Consider the following 18,550-nt stretch of genomic DNA (forward strand, 5'->3'; position numbering starts at 1 on the left):
TTCATCACCCGCACGGAAACCACGCTGGATGCATGTCGTCAGCTAACGCTGAGCAGCCAGCAGGACAGCAACAGCTATGACTCGAAGCAGACCAGCGTCAGCGCGGGCGGCAGCTTTACCTTTGGCTCAATGAGCGGTTCGGCGTACCTCAGCGCTAACCGCGACAAAATGAAAAGCAACTACGATTCGGTGATTGAGCAGACCGGGATCTTTGGCGGGCAGGACGGGTTTGATATCACCGTCGGCAACCACACGCAGCTGAACGGCGCGGTCATCGGTTCAACGGCAGCAGCGGAGAAGAATAAACTCGATACCGGCACGTTAGGGTTCGGGGATATTGAAAACAAAGCGGATTACAGTGTTGAGCACCAGAGCGTCGGTGTCAGCACCGGCAGCAGCATCGGCGACCAGTTTAAAGGGAACATGGCCGGCAACCTCCTGGCGGGACTGAACGGTTCGGACAGCGCCAGCTCGACCACCCACTCCGCCGTCAGCGAAGGCACGATTACTGTCCGTGATCAGGAAAAGCAGACACAGGATATTGCGCAGCTGAGTCGTGATGTGGAAAATGCGAATCCGGGTCTGGATAAAATCTTCGACGCGGAGAAGGAACGGAACCGGCTGAAGACGGCGCAGCTCGTGGCGGAAATCGGGGCGCAGGCAATGGATATTGCCAGCACTGAGGGTCAGATAGCGGGCGAGAAAGCGAAGAGAGATCCGGCAGCGCTTGAGGCGGCAAAAGCGGCGCTGGTCGGGAAAGGTAACCTGAAGCCAAACGCCGACCAGATAGCGGAGCAGGCTTATAACACTGCGATGGCGCCGTTCGGCACGGGCAGCGCGCTGCAACAGGGACTCCAGGCGGCCACGGCGGCAATCCAGGGGCTGGCGGGCGGAAACATTGCTCAGGCTGTCAGCGGTGCGGCGAGTCCGTATCTGGCGGAGCAGATACATAAACTGACCACGGATGCGAACGGTAAGGTTAATACCGAAGCGAACCTGATGGCGCATGCGGTGGTTGGTGCAGTAACCGCTTACGCAGCAGGAAACAGCGCGCTGGCCGGGGCTTCGGGCGCGGTGATGGGCGAGTATATCGCGCAGCAGATGTATGCGGGGATCCCGCGCGATCGGCTCAGTGAGGAACAGAAACAGACCATCAGCGCGCTGAGTACGCTGGCGGCGGGACTGGCGGGTGGCGTTGTTGGTGACAGCACGGCTGATGCTGTCGCGGGTGCTCAGGCCGGGAAGAATGCGGTTGAGCAGAATCACCTGCATGTGTCGGAGAAGACAGAACTTGAGCTGGCGAAGCAGAAACTCCAGAACAGCAAAGATCCGGCGGAGCGTGAGCAGGCTCAGCAGAAGACTAATATATTTACCGATCAGAAAATGTTAGAACTTGGACAACAAGCAGCAGCTAAAGGCTATAACGATGCAATGGCGAGTAAAAACGGGCAAGCTAGTGCAACTGTTGACGGCGTTAGCTTCAGAATATATGTAGATAAATCTACTGGAACAGTGCGAAACTTTCACCCTAACTGAGGCTAACAATGAAAAAAGAACTATTTAATCAACAGGATGAGAATGCAGGGTTAAATACAATTGTTATGTCCTATTTTGACAGGATTTATGAGGACAATAAATTTTTAGAAGCTATAGAATTATTGTCTAGAAAATGGACGTTAAATGTTGATGGTGCCTATTGCAACTTTCCAGATATGAATAGCTATGATGAAGAGGATCATTTTGAAGGTGTGCAATTTGCAATAGGTTATCCCCCTTCAGAAGATGATACCGTAATCGTCAGCGAAGAAATCTGCTATCAATATATCCGTTTAGCCTGCTCTAAATATCTTCATCTTCATCAAGAAGATACAGATAAAGTGAATGAATTACTGGCTAAGATCCCATCTTAAAACATAAAACCCCAGCCCTCACGGCTGGGGTTTTCCTTTACAAACAGCTGGTTACTCCAGCCTGCACCACTCAACCATCCCTTCCGGGATCTTCCGCGGTCGCTTCTGCGGCGTGGCGATCACCTGGATAAACTCCATGACCTGCTGCTGCTTACGTGCCGAAAGCTTTTTGCAGGCTTTACGCAGCATGGTCACCACTTCCGGTTCAGCGGGCGGTTCCGGCTGCGGCTCCAGCGCCGTCCCGGTATCAAATCCCGCCTCCACCAGCCAGTGGCCCTTCAGCATAACAGCCGGAACGGGACGGTAATTCGCGTCACTGACATAACCGATGGTATAACAACGGGTTATGGGTGTGTGCGTCTCTGGCTTATGATGTGTCTCAGCCATAATCAACTCCCTTATAGTTGCCTGTGGTCAGCACAGTGGGCAGCGTGAGCCTGACTGCGGACAGCGGCCTGACGGTTAAAGGCTCTGAGGTGCTGGCGGCGAAAGATTTGAGCCTGACCGGCAAGGAAGTGAACATTCTGGCGGCGGAGAACCAGAGCAGCCAGAGCCATAAAGTTGAGCAGAAGCAGAGCGGCCTCACCCTCGCCCTCTCCGGTGCCGCGGGCAGCGCCATTAATTCGGCCGTCACCACCGTAAACGAGGCCACGAAAGAGAGCGACGGTCGCCTCGCGGCCTTACAGGGGGTGAAGGCGGCGCTCAGCGGGGTCAGCGCCACTCAGGCGGCCAGGCTGGATGCGGCCAGAGGTGACGACCCGGACAACAAGACGACCGCCGGCCTCAGCCTCTCTTACGGCAGCCAGTCCTCCAAATCACAAAGCACGCTTAACCAGAAAACGCAGCAGGAAAGCAGCCTGACGGCGGGCAGTAACCTGAGCATCACCGCCACCGGCAGCGGCGTACAGGGGGAAAATGGTGATATCAGCGTGCAGGGAAGCCAGCTTCAGGCGGGTAAAGACATGCTGCTGTCGGCGAACCGCGACGTGAACCTGGTCTCCGCTGAAGAATCATCACAGACGCGCGGCAGCAACAGCAGCAAAGGCGGCAGCGTGGGCGTGGGTATCACCGCCGGCAGCGGCGGCACGGGCTTTAACGTGTCCGCCAGCGTCAGCGCAGGCAAAGGCCATGAGAATGCCGACAGCGTAAGCCAGCGGGAAACCGCAGCTGAACGGCGCGGTTATCGGCTCCACCGCAACGGCGGATAAAAACCGGCTGGATAGCGGCACGCTGGGCTTCAGCGATATCGATAACCGCGCGGATTATAAGGTGCAGCACGTGGGCGGCAGCTTCAGCACCGGCGCACCGGCCGGCAGCCAGCTGCTGAGCAACATGACGTCCACGCTGCTCAGCGGCCTGGGCAGCAGCGGCCATGCGGAAGGCGTTACCCGCGCCGCCGTCTCTGAAGGCTCGGTGGTGATACGCGACCAGCGCGGGCAGCAGCAGGACGTCAGCCAGCTCAGCCGCGACGTGGCCGGTGCCAACGGCAGCATCAGCCCGATTTTCGACAGGGAAAAAGAGCAGAAGCGGTTGCAGACCGCGCAGCTGGTCGGCGAAATCGCGGGCAAGGCGATGGAGATGGCACAGACCGAGGGCACCCTGCGCGCCACCGGGGCGGGCAAGGCTGAGCTGGCGAGAAAAGGCGTGCAGGAGCCGGGTGAAAAGGCCACCAGGGAAGAGTGGAAAGCGTACAACGACGCGCTGACCGGCACTGACGGTTACAAAAACAACGAGGCGAAGTTCGGCACCGGCAGCGCCATCCAGCGCGGCATCCAGGCCGCCACGGCGGCGTTGCAGGGCCTGGTGGCAGGCAACGTGCAGGGCGCAATTGCGGGAGCCTCTGCCCCTTACCTGGCGGAGCTTATCCACAGGGAGACCATCGCAACCGGTCCCGACGGAAAAGAGGTGGTTAACGAACCGGCCAGCCTGATAGCGCACGCGGTGCTGGGCGCCGTGGTAGCGCAGATACAGAACAACTCAGCGCTGGCGGGGGCAACAGGCGCGACGGCAGGCGAGTTTATCGCGCAGCAGCTTTATCCGGGCGTGGATCGTGATAAACTCAGCGAGGAGCAGAAGCAGATCGTCAGCGAGCTGGGCACGCTGGCGGCAGGGCTTGCAGGCGGCATAGCCGGAGACAGCACCGCCAGCGCGGTTGCGGGTGCGCAGGCCGGGAAGAATGCGGTAGAGAATAATGCGCTGTCGGGTCTGGAAGGATTCGGCACCGGCTTCCAGAATAATGTTCAGGCCCAGGGATCGCTGGTAAATAATACGAATCTTACTGATGAAAATGGCAAAGTGCTGAACCCAGCAACACCAAGGGAAATTAAGTATGCCTCAGATAAGCTGGTGACGGGCGAATTACCTGCCGGACAAAATGCGGCAACCGGCTTATTAACGGCGTGGGGAGCAGGCGCAATAACGGTCATGGCACCTGTCCTGTTGCCCGCTACAGCAACGGCGGGAAGTGTTATCGGTGCAGGTGCAATTGGCGGTTCGACAAATGTGTTTAATCAGTTGAACAGCGGGGGACCATTCAGTGCGACTGATGCGCTTTTAGCCACAGGTCTCAGTGGATTAACTCAGGGTAAAGGGTTATGGTTCACTGAATTAGCAAGTATTACTGGTGCTTATATAGGCGCTAAATCGCAGGGGAAAGATGCTACAGCTCCGATGATCGGTGCAGGCTTGGGAACCCTTGGAGGTGCTACTATAGGAAAAGGTGTCGAACGACTACAAACTACAATTCCTCAATTTACTGTACCTAAAATAACAGGGGCGGTCGCTGAATCAGCCGGTTCTGAATATCTTGGAAGTTCCGCACAGAATCTAACCGAAAAAGTTCAGCAGAAATTTGAGAAAAATAGTTATGCAAAAGAAGAAAATTAAGCTCTTGTTATTATTGGTCACATCATGGACAGTTGGCCTTTTCATTACTCTTGTGGGTGGTCGATTACTTATATCTCTGGCATCCTATTTTTTAGTGGGTGATTTTGATTTTGATAGAAATAACTTAATCAGAGGAACTGAAATATCAATAGGATGCGGTATTATTATTGGCGTGGGGCAATGTCTCATGTCGAAAGAGAAACCAGCCTCGCCTTTAAATCCCAAGTGACATAGTAAAATCCCAGCCCTTGCGGCTGGGATCTTTTTATCTGTCAGTCCGATCACTCCTCAGCCAGCCGGATGATCAACTCGGCCTGCTCACAAGTCACCTCAACCTTTTTCCCCGTCTCAAAACCCAGCTCCTCCAACTGTAAATAGACCCGTGTTAGTTCCACGCACTTTTTGAGATCCCAGCCAGATGGTGTTGTGATTCGTATTCCTCCGGTGTCAGGTTGTTCAGTGATTCATGTGGACGTTCACAGTTATATTCTGAAAGCCCCCGCTCTGTGATTTCTCGTACTTCGTTCAGCGTCCTGAACAGATAGAAATCGAGTATTTCAGTGCGGTATGTCCGGTTAAAGCGTTCAATGAATATATTCTGAGTCGTTTTGCCTGGTTCAATAAATTCCAGCCTCACTGCGTGAATTTCTGCCCACTCAGCCAGCGTTAGCGAAATAAATTCCGGGCCGAAGTGGAAAGCGTACAACGACGCGCTGACCGGCACTGACGGTTACAAAAGCACCGATGCGAAGTTCGGCACCGGCAGCGCCATCCAGCGCGGCATACAGGCCGCCACGGCGGCGTTGCAGGGCCTGGTGGCAGGCAACGTGCAGGGCGCAATTGTGGGAGCCTCTGCCCCTTACCTGGCGGAGCTTATCCACAGGGAGACCATCGCAACCGGTCCCGACGGAAAAGAGGTGGTTAACGAACCGGCCAACCTGATAGCGCACGCGGTGCTGGGCGCCGTGGTGGCGCAGATACAGAACAACTCAGCGCTGGCGGGGGCAACAGGCGCGACGGCAGGCGAGTTTATCGCGCAGCAGCTTTATCCGGGCGTGGATCGTGATAAACTCAGCGAGGAGCAGAAGCAGATCGTCAGCGAGCTGGGCACGCTGGCGGCAGGGCTTGCAGGCGGTATCGCCGGAGACAGCACCGCCAGCGCGGTGGCGGGTGCGCAGGCCGGGAAGAATGCGGTTGAGAATAATTATCTGAGCAACACCCAGAAGGCTCAGAAGAAAGAAGAGCTGGCAGAATGTCAGAGCGTGGCCTGTAAAGCCCAGACGCAGGCGAAATGGACGGCGATAGACCTGGGCCAGGATGGCAGCTTTGCGGCGGGAATGGTCGCGGGGGTGCCGTCGGGGCTGTATGATGCTGTTGGCAGCCTCGTAAAAACGGCCAGCAGCCCGGTTGAAACTTACGAAGCCCTGAAGACGCTGTTTAACAGCGGCGATGTGCTGGGTAACGTGTCGGATGCGGTGAAGCAGTTCTATATTGACCGCATTGACCGGATGGAAGCTGAGTACCAGAAAGCCGGAGCCAGCGGTTCATTTAATGCGGGCGTTGAAGGTGGCAAGCTGGTGACGGATATAGCCGGGTTGCTGGCTGGCGGTGCGGGGGTGGTAAAAGGTGGCGCGGTACTGACGGAGAAGGTTGTTGCTAAGGCTGTGAGTAAGGCTGAATCAGCAGCGGCAAAAGCTGGCGCTGAGATTGTAAAAACAGGAACTGTTTTTGATTCTATTAACGCAACTCAGCCTGCAATACCTGGAACATCCATTCCAAGGTCTTTTGAATTAAATGTTAACGGGCAAACTGTTTGGGTGAACCCAAATGCAACTAAACATATGGGCGAATATTTAACACGAAATGGATTGTCTCACAGCACAACAGAAGGAAGTCAGGCTATGCTGACCATTCTTCAAAGTGCTGTTAAAGATGCATCTTCCCAGGGAGTCAAATTTAACGGAAAAATGCAGGTTGAGCGTTGAGAGCTAGTATTTAGCCAAAGGTCTTCAGACCCTTACCCTGTATTAAAACATGCGTTGTATAAATGATGAAATTAACTGTAGATAGCGTTATTAATGAACCAGGATGTGTAGCCATTACTACTGATGGTTACGTTCCTGTTGATATAAAAATCATTGATTCTAAAAAACTTCCTCCTTTGTATTGGCGGGTCGGAAATGGCAAGAAAAGCCTGCTCGAACTGGCTGTACTACCAGAAAATGGATTTTTATCGTCCATAACATTAGTAATGATTGAACCAGGCTCAATCCATAAAACAGATTCCCTTTCAGTATCATTATCAGACAGTATTTATGGACTTCCGGTCGTGAATACAGAACTGTGGACATACTCAGGAAATGATGATTTTAGACAGCGTTTTGTTGACGATTTTAGCCTTGACATTCAAGTGATTATATCCTCAGACTCTATACTGTTAACAATCGGCGAGAATAAAAAAGTAACTAACTGGATAAGATGTAGCGATAATTTTTATCTAGGAATAGATGCTGGAATAAATATCGTTAATTTATTATTGGTCAAGTTAACACAAAGTGAAATAGAAAGTTTTTTTGAGGCAGTAAGTTAGCCAGAAATCCCGGCCTTCGCGCCGGGATTTTTACTGTATCGCTCAGCCAGCGCTCCGCGTCTTCGGCTTCGCCATGACCTGAATCACCCCTAATCTATAAAAAGACTGGAGATAAATCTTACATAGACAAATTACTTCAAAATGGCTCATGGACTCAGACAAAGAATGCGCCAGCAGGGGCTAAATCTATGCCGACTAGGAGGTGATGATCTTATGGAGAATACTATGCCCATGAAAAAAAATGAGATATATATAAAAATGCTATCTCTTTCTCTACCTTACATCAGAAATATCCAGTCATTGGATAAAAAAGAGAAAGGTCGAGATATATCATGCTACTTTGAAGCTGAATTGGTGCATAACCTAATGTATACGCTACTTATCTCAGACTTCGTTGAGCATGATTTATGGTTCTTAAACAATCAAGCAAAATATTATTTTGAAAAATGCAGTGAAAACATTTCACCTAATTACAGTCAACACGTTAAATATATAGAGTTATTATTTAAAATGGTTCCTGATGGATTAAAGTGTAAGCTACAATGGCAAGGCCCTTAATAAGAAATCCCAGCCCTTAGGTCTGGGGTTTTTCTTTATAAACAAAAGGTTAATCCAGCCTCCGCTACTCAACTGCCCCTTACTGGACCTTCCGTGGTCGCCTCTGCGGCGTGGCAACCAGTTCATTAAATGCTGCCATCTCCCGCTGTTTACGGCCAGAAAGCTTTTTACAGCCTTTACGCAGCGTAAACACCACCTCCGCTTCTGCGGGCGATTCCGGCTGCGGCTCCTGCGCCGCCAGTATCAGGCAGCCCAGTAAGATCTTCACCTCCAGCGCCGTACCGGTATCAAATCCCGTCTCCTTCAGCCAGTGGCCCTTCAGCGTAACCACCGGAACGGGGCGGTACTTCGCGTCACTGATATAATCTACGGTATAACAACGGGTTGCGGGTGTGGCAATCTCTGGCTTATGATATGTCTCATCCATAATCAACTCCTTGTTAGTTGCTTGTGGCTAGCGGACTGGGGTGTTAGAGCACCTCAGTCCCGTATTTGTAAACTACTCCGTTTTGCCAATCACGTTATCCAGCGTCTCAGAAACAAACTTCTGCTTCGTCATTGGCATCTGCCGGATCATATCGATCTGCTGCTCCAACCGTGACGCCGGGCCGGCAGACCCAGCAGTTCATCCAGTGACAGGTTCACGATCTGCACCAGTTGTGGCAGCAGTGAGGCCGAAACCTTGGGCCGCCCGCCTTCATAGTGCGCCATCGTCTGCTGGGCGATCCCCAGCTGTTCGGCCAGTTGCAGCGCTTTCCTTGCCAGCGAGATCCTGGCACCCATCTTTCTAAAGAACTGTTCGTCTCTGTGTAAATAGACCCGTGTTAGTTTCACGCACTTTTTGAGATCCCAGCCAGATGGTGTTGTGATTCGTATTCCTCCGGTGTCAGGTTGTTCAGTGATTCATGTGGACGTTCACAGTTATATTCTGAAAGCCCCGCTCTGTAATTTTTCGTACTTCGTTCAGCGTCCTGAACATATAGAAATCGAGTATTTCAGTGCGGTATGTCCGGTTAAAGCGTTCAATGAATGTATTCTGAGTCGTTTTGCCTGGTTCAATAAATTCCAGCCTCACTGCGTGAATTTCGGCCCACTCAGCCAGCGTTAGCGAAATAAATTCCGGGCCGAAGTGGAAAGCGTACAACGACGCGCTGATCGGCACTGACGGTTACAAAAACACCGAGGCGAAGTTCGGCACCGGCAGCGCCATCCAGGCCGCCACGGCGGCGTTGCAGGGGCTGGTGGCAGGCAACGTTCAGGGCGCAATTGCGGGAGCCGCTGCCCCTTACCTGGCGGAGCTTATCCACAGGGAGACCATCACAACCGGTCCCGACGGAAAAGAGGTGGTTAACGAACCGGCCAACCTGATAGCGCACGCGGTGCTGGGCGCCGTGGTGGCGCAGATACAGAACAACTCAGCGCTGGCGGGGGCAACAGGCGCGACGGCAGGCGAGTTTATCGCGCAGCAGCTTTATCCGGGCGTGGATCGTGATAAACTCAGCGAAGGGCAGAAGCAGATCGTCAGCGAGCTGGGCACGCTGGCGGCAGGGCTTGCAGGCGGTATCGCCGGAGACAGCACCGCCAGCGCGGTGGCGGGTGCGCAGGCCGGGAAGAATGCGGTAGAGAATAACAACCTGGCCGTACTGGGCCAGGGAGTAAGGCTTGTCGCACAAGGATGCACTAAAGTCGCGGCCTGTCGTAATGCGCTGATAGAAAAAGGTCTGGGAAGCCTGCTGGGGATTAGTACCGCAGTCACCGTGCTGGATAAGCTTTCAGATACTGATAAAGAGTATGTATTGGGCGTTGCCGCAACGGGCCGTGCCGATTTGATAGAAAAACTGACGCCAGAGCAGCGTGAAGCTTATAATTACATGGTTGCTCAGGATCAAAAAGGACTAGTCACTATCTTCCCTCAGCCGGACAGGGATGTGACGGGTGGCAGGCTGATTAGTCCGGCGCAGGATGAAAACAAGGGAACGTCGCTGGTTACGCCGGATCGGTCTGGCAGTAATAGTTCTATTATTACTATATCCCCTGAAACCCAGCCGGGAAAAAATGATGGGATATTCATTAACCCCAAACCGGTAGAAAATACTGGCAGCAGCTATATTTCTGAATCTTCTGGTAAGAGCAGTGCTGGCGACTTCTTTACGGGAACGACCTATACAGATAAAGTCAAACAACAAGCGTCTTCTGGAGACTTTCATTCCTTCCCTGAATCTGTAGATGGCCATGCTAATCAGGGGACAGTATCAGTAATTACAGGAGGCGATGGCGTAGAGCGCCTGAGGCTCGAGATATCAGGCAGTTACCGTGGGAAAGAAGGTATATTCGAATATATACGTGAACCAAATGGTTCTATAAATCACCGGCTTTTTGTTCCTAAAAAATAAATGGAAATGGAAAAATAATGATTAATAAAATCCTGGAATTGTATTCACGTTGTGGAAAAAGCCTTTTGGAGAATGGGATTCATGATGCAGTTCTACCAATATCTGTAGCGGATGAGGCATTAGAACTCTTTTCAGATGCGAAATGGACAGTTCTTGGTGGAGATGTCTATCAACATGAAAATAATGAAATGAAAAATTTTTATGCTGATTGGTATTGTAATTTAGTGGATCCTTATGAGAGCTGTGATTACGCAAGAGAGCATTTAAGAAAATTAAAAAGTGACAATATTTTTATCTCTTTCACAATAAAAAACTGAATAAATCCCAGCCGGTCAGCTGGGTTTTTACTTTAAAAACAGCTACTTAATCTAAATTAATCGCCACTCAATTATCCCATCTGGGATCTTCCGTGGCCATTTCTGCGGCGTGGCGATAACCTGAATAAACTCTTCGATCAGCTGCTGCTTACACACCGTTAGCTTCTTGCAGGCCTTGCGCAGTGTGGTCACCACGTCCGGTTCTGCTGGCAGTTCCGGCTGCGGCTCATGGCGGGTAATAATCAGGCAATCCTGCATCACCTCCTTACGTCAAAAGGTGTGCCGGTCATAAATTTCGTCTCAACCAGCCAGTTCACTCCAGGGGAGCGACCAATATAGGCTCAAACGCTCACTGCTCCGGGCGTATCCCACAATATAACTCCTTGTTGTTATGGTTATATGCGTAACTGGCTAAAAAAATTGTTCAGCATATTGATGCCTGCCGGAAGATCGCTAACACCTCATAACAGTGGCTGACGTTGGTGATTAATCAAACGATGTAGTAGTAAATCATATCCGCAGGAGCATATCACAGATTAGCCGCCCAGGTGATGCGTGAACCGATGTGGGAATACATCCGGCGCCAGGATGAGAGTCGGGCTTACGTGGAAAATGCTGATTCATACCATACGATACAATAATGCGTTACCATTCCGGTTGAACATTTTTAGTGGCAGATCGGTCATATCTCACTTTACTTATTCAGCAGGCAGCGAATTTCCAGGAAATTTAAAACACCCTCCCGAATTATCCCCTCTTTCTATCCTTTGATATCAAATTACCCCTTTGCTTCGCGGTAGCATGCAAAAACAGATGTGTGCATAAATTAACCAGTAGCGCATTTATTAAGCAATATAAAAACTATCTATTGTCCTAATGCAAAAAAATTCCATCGACAGGGGAAAAAATTTCCCGGCTGATAAGGCGTTATTTTTTTATAGGGAAAATCTTAAAAACGGATTAACGCAATTACAGGCTCTAAAGCCCTTACAAAAATGCTCTTCAGCCAGCCTGGATAGCGGGTTACAGCGTAATACGTATTAGAGAATTTGTATAAACAGGAGCCTCAGGGAAAAATTGTTCTTATACGAAAGGCCTTGCTGACATATTTACGTCATTCTCAAGGTGTAAAACGTTAAGTAGATAAATTATATAGGGAATTTTATTTTTGCTGGTTGAAAAGGCCTTAAGTTATTGAGCTTATACCTGACAACCTCGACGAACAGGCATCTTGAAAAATAATAAAAAATTTTGATTTTTGGCGCTTTACGCAGTTAAAAAGAGTTGATAGTGTTTAGAAAAATTTTAGTCTTATTGTTTGCGTAATTGTTAATTATTCCTTGTTTTACATGTGGTTGTGCTGAATCCCTGTTCCGCTATTGGCAAATTACAAGCGCTTAAAACAAATAAGCATAAACATTACTGATATTTGAAAAATTCCATCAGATTAGATCCACTAATCATTGTGGTCGCGATCGTGCTGTGACGGCGAATCTGTTTACCAAAAAGGTGAATGTGCATGTTGCTCGATAAACAGGCTGAAATTCTTACCAAACAAGCGTTGTATCCATCAGAGGCGCTGTTCAATATCGGCGCGATTATTGATATCAGAGGGCCTTTTGACGAAGGTCGAATGCGTGAGGCCGATCGGGCAGTAAAACGAGATCCCGCCCTGCGTTCAGCCTTGTCTGTGACTGCCTGGGAGCCTGAAATCATCACGCTTGATGACCACAGCACCCCGCTGGAAGTGCTGGATCTCTCCGGCCACGATGATCCTTTCCAATCCGCTATTTCCTGTATTGATCAGCGTCTGCAACAGACCTTTCCTTTTGACGGAAAAACGGCCCTGTTGCGTCATACGTTAATACGTATTGCAAAAGATCATCATTTGATGGTGGGGTTCTACCATCATTTAGCCTACGATGGTTGGGCTACTTCCCTGATTTATCAGCGTTTAGCCGCATTTTATAACGGCACTGCTCAGGGCGAGTTCGGAAGCAGCGTTTTACCCTTAAGTCTGCAAGAGCAATTTAACGCTGAGCGGGAGTATAAAAACTCGCGCTTATTTGCAACCGACCAGACATATTGGCAGGCAAGGCTGACGGGTTATGACACCACGCTGTTTCCGCAAGGATGCAGAGAGGTGACCGCGCGACGTCACTCGTTTACCGTTGAGCCCCATCATCGCGACAAGTTGCAGGCGCTTGCGCTCAGTTCAGGCGGAACGCTTTTTCAGGCGCTGACAGGCATTACTGCCACCTTCCTTTTCCGGACGTTTGGCGTTGATGATATTGTTCTCGGTTTACCCGTGCTAAACCGTCGGTCGGCCCGCGCCAAACAGACGTGTGGTTTGTTTGCTAACGTTCTGCCTTTTCGCCTTCAGAGAAAATCGCGCGACACCTTTAGTAGCCTGTTAAAAAATATTAACGCTCTGCTTAAAGCTGATTATCGGCATCAGCGTTTTCCTGCTAATCAGTTATTAAGAGGCGGCGTATCGTATGAAGCGAGCCTTTCCTATGAAAAACATGATTACAGTGCGGCTTACGAGGGGACTGATACCCGGCTGACGGTATTATCAAGTCCTTCTCAGGATTATCCTTTAAAGATCTTTATTCGCGATTATGACGCAGAAAGACCACTCACAATCGATATCGATTACAACGTCTCTGCCTTCAGCGAAATAGATATCGAGCGTGTATTTTCCGATTTTGAAAATATCCTGGATAACTGTATCGCTTTCCCCGAAAGAGAATTGTTTAGCAGCAGTCAAATAACGCCTGCAAAAGCTGCTTTTGCCCAGCCAACTGTCACCGACGATCTCTGTACTCAGTTTGAACTGGCAGCAACACGCTATGCCGGACGGGTGGCAATCAGCTGCGACGGCCAGCAGCTCACTTATGCCGAACTTGACCAGGCGGCGAACGCGCTGGCATGGCGGCTGCGCGAGCGGGGGATTGGCGCCGGGCAGCAGGAAAGCCTGGTCGGGCTGAGCGTGGAGCGCGGTCCCGGCCTGCTGGTCGGTATCCTCGGCATTCTCAAAGCGGGCGGGGCGTACGTGCCGCTGGATCCGGTTTATCCGGCCGAACGTCTTTCTTTCCTTGTGGCCGACAGCGGCATACGGGTGGTGGTGGCCGACGAAGCGGGCCTGACGGCAATGGCCGGACAGGACGTGCAGCGGGTCGGGCTGGCGACGGAAGGCATAAACCCGACGGGCGAGGAGGCGAGGGATGCACGCCTGTCGGGCAGCTCGAATCGTACGAACGAAGCGGCACCGCCGCGTTCCCTGCATCCGCAGCAGGCGGCGTACGTTATCTACACTTCCGGCTCCACCGGCCAACCTAAGGGCTGCGTGGTGACGCATGCCAACGTGTCGCGACTGTTTACCGCCACCGCGCATTATGAGTTCGGCGAGTCGGACGTCTGGACGCTGTTCCACTCCTATGCCTTTGATTTCTCAGTCTGGGAGATCTGGGGCGCGCTGCTGCACGGCGGACGGCTGGTGGTGGTGCCTTACCTGAGCAGCCGTGACCCGGAACAGTTTGCACTGCTGCTGGAAGAGGAGGCGGTGACGGTGCTGAGCCAGACGCCGGCGGCCTTCCGCCAGCTGGTTGCCGCTTCTGCCCGGCAGACCTTCCCGGCGCTGCGGCTGGTCTTCTTCGGTGGCGAGGCGCTGGAGCCGGGCAGCCTGCGGCCGTGGTACGCGCGGCACGGTGAGCGGGTGCGGCTGGTGAATATGTACGGCATTACCGAAACCACCGTACACGTTACCGAATACGCGCTCTGTGCTGCTGATAGTGAAAAACCGGCAAGCGCGATTGGCGAACCCCTGGCGGATCTGCACGTTCAGGTGCTGGACCGCTACGGCGAGCCGGTACAGGCTGGCGTAACGGGAGAAATGTACGTGGGCGGTGCAGGCGTGACGCGGGGCTATCTGGGCCGCGCGGCGCTGACGGCGCAGCGTTTTGTGCCGGACCCCTGGGGCTCGCCAGGCTCAAGGCTTTACCGCTCGGGCGACCTGGCGCGGCGGCTGGCGGATGGAAACCTAATCTATCAGGGACGTGCGGACCAGCAGCTGAAGCTGCGCGGATTCCGTATCGAACCGGGCGAGATCGAAGCAGCGCTGCGTGAAGAGGCGGGCGTCCGCGACGCGGCGGTGCTGCTGGACACGCCGGAGCAGGGCCAGCCACGGCTGGTGGCTTACGTGGTGGGCGGAGAAAATTCGCAGGCGTTGCGTGAAGCGCTGTCGGCCCGGCTGCCCGCGCACATGGTGCCTGCGGTGATAATGCCGCTGGCGCAGCTGCCGCTGACCGCGCACGGCAAGCTTGACCGCCGGGCGCTGCCAAAGCCGGAAATCGCGGTCGCCGACGGGGCGGGCGCAAGAAACGAGGTTGAACAGACGCTGGCCCGGATCTGGAGCGAGGTGCTGAACATCCCTGAACCGGGCATTGACGAAAACTTCTTTGCGCTGGGTGGCGACAGCATCAATTCACTCCAGGTTATCGCCAAAGCGAGAGCGGCGGGGATCAACGTGACTATTGAAGGTTTTTTAGCCGCGCAATATATCCGTAAAATCGCGGCGGGCGTAAAAAATAATGATACGGCCAGTAACGATGAGAGCCTGACATCCCCGTTTAGCTTGCTGTCGGCATCGGACCGTGCGCTTCTGCCGGACAACGTCGATGATGCTTTCCCTTTATCCAGATTGCAGGCCGGAATGCTGTTTCATTCCACGCTTGCGGAAGAAGGGGCTATTTTTCATGACGTTTTTACCTTCCGGTTACGCATGCCGTGGGATGAGCAGGCGTGGCGTCATGCGCTCGAGCGGCTGCCTTCTTTCCATACGCCGTTGAGAACCTCTTTCCACTGGACGGGTTATAGCGAACCAATCCAGATTATTCATTCATCAGCCGAAATTGCGTATCAAATTATTGACCTGCGCCCGCTGGCGACGGAACAACGGGAACGCGAAATCGCTGCTTTTATTGCTGAAAGCAAGTCATATCATTTTGAACCGGCCGTTGGGCGCATGTTCCGCGTGAGCCTGCACCGGCATACCGATGAAGAATTGCAGCTGACCCTTGATTTCCATCACGCGATTTTCGATGGCTGGAGCGTTGCTACCCTGCTGAGTAGCTTAATTCACAGCGTTACCAACGCGGATGCCAGCGTTGCTCAAACCCTCTCTGATACTTCAGCTAATACCGCTTTCGTGGCGCTGGAACGCCAGGCCGAGGCTGACCAGCACCTCATTGAGACATGGCGCAAACGCGTCTCGGACGTAGCGCCGACGCTGCTGGGTAGAGATGTTTCGGGCGAAGCAGCAACCGCAACGCGCCAGGTCAGGCGCAAAGTGTTCCGCCTGCCCGATCCTTTAGCAAACCAGCTTAAACAACGCGCTACGGATTTGGCGATTCCCCTGAAAATCGTTTTGCTGACGGCACACCTGAGCGCGTTAGCAAAAATCAGCGGCGGAGCAGTGACCACCAGCGGTTACGTTACCCATGGCCGTACGGCAGGCGCGGATAAGGCTGTCGGCCTCTTTTTGAATACTCTCCCTTTCAGCGTGGCGCTGCCGCCAGCCAGCTGGCGCGAACTGACAGAGCTGATAGCCGCCGAAGAACGGGGGCTTCAGTCAATACGCCGCCTGCCGGCCGCTGTCATTAAGTCACTTAACAGCGGCATGCAGCTCTATAACGTCAGTTTTAACTACATCCATTTTCACATCTATGGCGGCCTGCTTGATCTGCCTGATTTCCAGGTTGTGGATGTTGATATTTATGAAGAAACCGATTTTCCGCTCCTCGCCCAGTATTCACAGGATCCTTTTGATGGCTCACTGGAAATCACCCTGGTTTCCGATCCCGCTGTTGTGGCTGACTGGCAGGTTGAACAGTTTGGCGAGTTTGTCATGCACGCTGTGGAGGCCATCGCCAACAGGCCAGATACCCGCTGGTATGCCAGCCTTCAGCCAAAAACAGTCGTGCCCCACTCAGAAAATTCGGTGAAAGCCGTTTTCGACCTCTGTACTCTGTTTGAACTGGCAGCAACGCGCTACGCCGATCGGGTGGCGGTCAGCAGCGACGGCCAGCAGCTCACCTATGCCGAACTTGACCGGGCGGCCAACGCGCTGGCATGGCGGCTGCGCGAGCGGGGGATCGGCGCCGGACAGCAGGAAAGCCTGGTCGGGCTGAGCGTGGAGCGCGGTCCCGGCCTGCTGGTCGGTATCCTCGGCATTCTCAAGGCGGGCGGGGCGTACGTGCCGCTGGATCCGGTTTATCCGGCTGAACGCCTCTCCTTCCTGACCGCTAACAGCGGCGTCCGGGTGGTGGTGGCTGACGAAGCGGGCCTGACGGCGATGGCCGGGCAGGATGTACAACGGGTCGGGCTGGCGGAAGGCGTGAGCCAGACGAATGCAGCGTCGGCGGGCGTGAGCCCGTCGGACAGCGCCGATCCTGCGCACAACGCGCCGCCGCGCTCCCTGCATCCACAGCAGGCGGCGTACGTTATCTACACCTCCGGTTCCACCGGCCAGCCCAAGGGCTGCGTGGTGACGCATGCCAACGTGACGCGGCTGTTTAGCGCCACCGCGCATTATGCGTTCAGCGAGTCGGACGTCTGGACGCTGTTCCACTCATACGCCTTTGATTTCTCAGTCTGGGAGATCTGGGGCGCGCTGCTGCACGGCGGACGGCTGGTGGTGGTGCCTTACCTGAGCAGCCGTGACCCGGAACAGTTTGCACTGCTGCTGGAAGAGGAGGCGGTGACGGTGCTGAGCCAGACGCCGGCGGCCTTCCGCCAGCTGGTTGCCGCTTCTGCCCGTCAGACCTTCCCGGCGCTGCGGCTGGTCTTCTTCGGTGGCGAGGCGCTGGAGCCGGGCAGCCTGCGGCCGTGGTACGCGCGGCACGGTGAGCGGGTGCGGCTGGTGAATATGTACGGTATCACCGAAACCACCGTACACGTTACCGAACACACACTCCCGGCGGCCAGCGTCGACCAACCGGCAGGCGCGATCGGCGAAGCGCTGGCGGATCTGCACGTTCAGGTGCTGGACCGTTACGGCGAGCCGGTGCCTTTGGGCGTGGCGGGCGAAATGTACGTGGGCGGCGCGGGCGTGACGCGGGGCTATCTGGGCCGCGCGGCGCTGACGGCGCAGCGTTTTGTGCCGGACCCCTGGGGCGCGCCAGGCTCAAGGCTTTACCGCTCGGGCGACCTGGCGCGGCGGCTGGCGGACGGAAACCTGATCTATCAGGGGCGTGCGGACCAGCAGCTGAAGCTGCGCGGATTCCGTATCGAACCGGGCGAGATCGAAGCGGCGCTGCGTGAAGAAACGGGCGTCCGCGACGCGGCGGTGCTGCTGGACACGCCGGAGCAGGGCCAGCCTCGGCTGGTGGCTTACGTGGTGGGCGGAGACAATCCGCAGGCGTTGCGTGAGGCGCTCTCAAAGCGTCTGCCGGAACATATGGTGCCTGCGGTGATAATGCCGCTGGCGCAGCTGCCGCTGACCGCGCACGGCAAGCTCGACCGCCGGGCGCTGCCAAAGCCAGAAATTGCTCTGCGCTCAAACGAAGAGGGCTATCAATCCACTCTTGAAAAAGAAATTGCCGGGTTATTGGGTAGCGTGCTTGGGCTGTCTGGCCTGGGACGTCATCAGAGCTTTTTAGAAACCGGCGGCGATTCAATCCTGGCGACTCAGGCGTTATTCCGTCTGCGTGAACGTTATGGGGTTGAACTGCCCCTGCGTCATATTTTTGAAGCGGGGACGGTCGCCGCACTGGCAGAAAAAATCACGGCGCTTCGGCAGATTAATAATGGGGAGCGCCAGAACACGCATTCAGCTCCGCTTCTGCCATCACGACGTCGTCAAAAATGAATGACAAATTTATTGTAAGGAGCGAG

The 18,550-nt window shown here is 53.8% G+C and carries 10 protein-coding genes and 6 pseudogenes; 10 read left to right on the plus strand and 6 right to left on the minus strand.

The features are described from left to right. Positions 1-24: 24 nt before the first annotated feature. Both EHV07_RS10210 and cdiI read left to right on the plus strand, forming a co-directional pair. Positions 25-1,320, plus strand: a pseudogene (locus EHV07_RS10210) (VENN motif pre-toxin domain-containing protein); the annotation flags it as partial. Between the two features lie 224 nt (positions 1,321-1,544). Next, complete coding sequence (gene cdiI / locus EHV07_RS10215) at positions 1,545-1,910, plus strand: ribonuclease toxin immunity protein CdiI (protein WP_147197568.1); 366 nt, start codon at positions 1,545-1,547, stop codon at positions 1,908-1,910. A gap of 51 nt (positions 1,911-1,961) precedes the next feature. Here the strand turns inward: cdiI and EHV07_RS10220 are convergent, their stop codons facing one another. Continuing rightward, positions 1,962-2,297: a SymE family type I addiction module toxin gene (locus tag EHV07_RS10220; protein ID WP_147197570.1), complete on the minus strand. Its 336-nt coding sequence runs from the start codon at positions 2,295-2,297 to the stop codon at positions 1,962-1,964. 23 nt (positions 2,298-2,320) lie between these two features. Here EHV07_RS10220 and EHV07_RS25165 point away from each other — a divergent pair. Beyond that, a pseudogene (locus tag EHV07_RS25165) lies at positions 2,321-4,109 on the plus strand (hemagglutinin repeat-containing protein); the annotation flags it as partial. A gap of 667 nt (positions 4,110-4,776) precedes the next feature. Then, positions 4,777-5,025, plus strand: a complete 249-nt coding sequence (locus EHV07_RS10235; protein ID WP_147197576.1) for a hypothetical protein — start codon at positions 4,777-4,779, stop codon at positions 5,023-5,025. Positions 5,026-5,181: 156 nt separating this feature from the next. Here the strand turns inward: EHV07_RS10235 and EHV07_RS10240 are convergent. Next, a pseudogene (locus EHV07_RS10240) lies at positions 5,182-5,484 on the minus strand (integrase core domain-containing protein); the annotation flags it as partial. 58 nt (positions 5,485-5,542) lie between these two features. On the opposite strand from EHV07_RS10240, the pseudogene EHV07_RS10245 reads away from it, so the two are divergent. The 3 genes and pseudogenes from EHV07_RS10245 to EHV07_RS10255 all read left to right on the plus strand — a co-directional run. Continuing rightward, positions 5,543-6,847, plus strand: a pseudogene (locus EHV07_RS10245) (VENN motif pre-toxin domain-containing protein); the annotation flags it as partial. Further along, positions 6,844-7,386, plus strand: coding sequence for a hypothetical protein (locus tag EHV07_RS10250; RefSeq protein WP_254446327.1), 543 nt, complete (start codon positions 6,844-6,846; stop codon positions 7,384-7,386). The pseudogene EHV07_RS10245 and the gene EHV07_RS10250, both read left to right, overlap by 4 nt. Before the next feature lie 231 nt (positions 7,387-7,617). Further along, the gene (locus tag EHV07_RS10255) at positions 7,618-7,944 is read left to right on the plus strand and encodes a zinc ABC transporter substrate-binding protein (protein WP_147200589.1); all 327 of its coding nucleotides are present in this window, start codon (positions 7,618-7,620) and stop codon (positions 7,942-7,944) included. 79 nt (positions 7,945-8,023) lie between these two features. Here EHV07_RS10255 and EHV07_RS10260 read toward each other — a convergent pair whose 3' ends face one another. The 3 genes and pseudogenes from EHV07_RS10260 to EHV07_RS10270 form a co-directional block, all read right to left on the minus strand. Next, complete coding sequence (locus EHV07_RS10260; protein WP_147197580.1) at positions 8,024-8,371, minus strand: SymE family type I addiction module toxin; 348 nt, start codon at positions 8,369-8,371, stop codon at positions 8,024-8,026. Between the two features lie 72 nt (positions 8,372-8,443). Next, positions 8,444-8,778: pseudogene (locus EHV07_RS10265) on the minus strand (helix-turn-helix transcriptional regulator). Continuing rightward, positions 8,775-9,070: pseudogene (locus tag EHV07_RS10270) on the minus strand (integrase core domain-containing protein); the annotation flags it as partial. The pseudogenes EHV07_RS10265 and EHV07_RS10270, both read right to left, overlap by 4 nt. A 115-nt stretch (positions 9,071-9,185) precedes the next feature. Between EHV07_RS10270 and EHV07_RS25170 the strand changes: the two are divergent. Further along, positions 9,186-10,337 (plus strand): VENN motif pre-toxin domain-containing protein, encoded by a 1,152-nt coding sequence (locus tag EHV07_RS25170; RefSeq protein ID WP_371419671.1) that lies wholly within the window; start codon positions 9,186-9,188, stop codon positions 10,335-10,337. A gap of 17 nt (positions 10,338-10,354) precedes the next feature. Further along, on the plus strand, positions 10,355-10,654 hold the full coding sequence (gene imm40 / locus EHV07_RS10280) for an Imm40 family immunity protein (RefSeq protein WP_147197585.1): 300 nt from the start codon (positions 10,355-10,357) through the stop codon (positions 10,652-10,654). Positions 10,655-10,705: 51 nt separating this feature from the next. Here the strand turns inward: imm40 and EHV07_RS10285 are convergent, their stop codons facing one another. Then, positions 10,706-10,912 carry a hypothetical protein gene (locus tag EHV07_RS10285; protein WP_147197587.1) on the minus strand — a complete coding sequence of 69 codons (207 nt, stop codon included), beginning with the start codon at positions 10,910-10,912 and terminating at the stop codon, positions 10,706-10,708. Positions 10,913-12,173: 1,261 nt separating this feature from the next. Between EHV07_RS10285 and EHV07_RS10290 the strand changes: the two genes are divergently transcribed. Then, positions 12,174-18,524, plus strand: coding sequence for a non-ribosomal peptide synthetase (locus EHV07_RS10290; protein WP_168199615.1), 6,351 nt, complete (start codon positions 12,174-12,176; stop codon positions 18,522-18,524). Positions 18,525-18,550 lie beyond the last annotated feature (26 nt).

Source organism: Pantoea sp. CCBC3-3-1 (genome assembly GCF_007981265.1).
GTDB lineage: Bacteria > Pseudomonadota > Gammaproteobacteria > Enterobacterales > Enterobacteriaceae > Erwinia.

What these genes read in the sequence shown, in the direction of transcription:
- cdiI (WP_147197568.1), top strand. Translation starts at nt 1,545, where the DNA reads ATGAAAAAAGAACTATTTAATCAACAGGATGAGAATGCAGGGTTAAAT.
- EHV07_RS10220 (WP_147197570.1), bottom strand. Translation starts at nt 2,297, where the DNA reads ATGGCTGAGACACATCATAAGCCAGAGACGCACACACCCATAACCCGT.
- EHV07_RS10235 (WP_147197576.1), top strand. Translation starts at nt 4,777, where the DNA reads ATGCAAAAGAAGAAAATTAAGCTCTTGTTATTATTGGTCACATCATGG.
- EHV07_RS10250 (WP_254446327.1), top strand. Translation starts at nt 6,844, where the DNA reads ATGATGAAATTAACTGTAGATAGCGTTATTAATGAACCAGGATGTGTA.
- EHV07_RS10255 (WP_147200589.1), top strand. Translation starts at nt 7,618, where the DNA reads ATGAAAAAAAATGAGATATATATAAAAATGCTATCTCTTTCTCTACCT.
- EHV07_RS10260 (WP_147197580.1), bottom strand. Translation starts at nt 8,371, where the DNA reads ATGGATGAGACATATCATAAGCCAGAGATTGCCACACCCGCAACCCGT.
- imm40 (WP_147197585.1), top strand. Translation starts at nt 10,355, where the DNA reads ATGATTAATAAAATCCTGGAATTGTATTCACGTTGTGGAAAAAGCCTT.
- EHV07_RS10285 (WP_147197587.1), bottom strand. Translation starts at nt 10,912, where the DNA reads ATGCAGGATTGCCTGATTATTACCCGCCATGAGCCGCAGCCGGAACTG.
- EHV07_RS10290 (WP_168199615.1), top strand. Translation starts at nt 12,174, where the DNA reads ATGTTGCTCGATAAACAGGCTGAAATTCTTACCAAACAAGCGTTGTAT.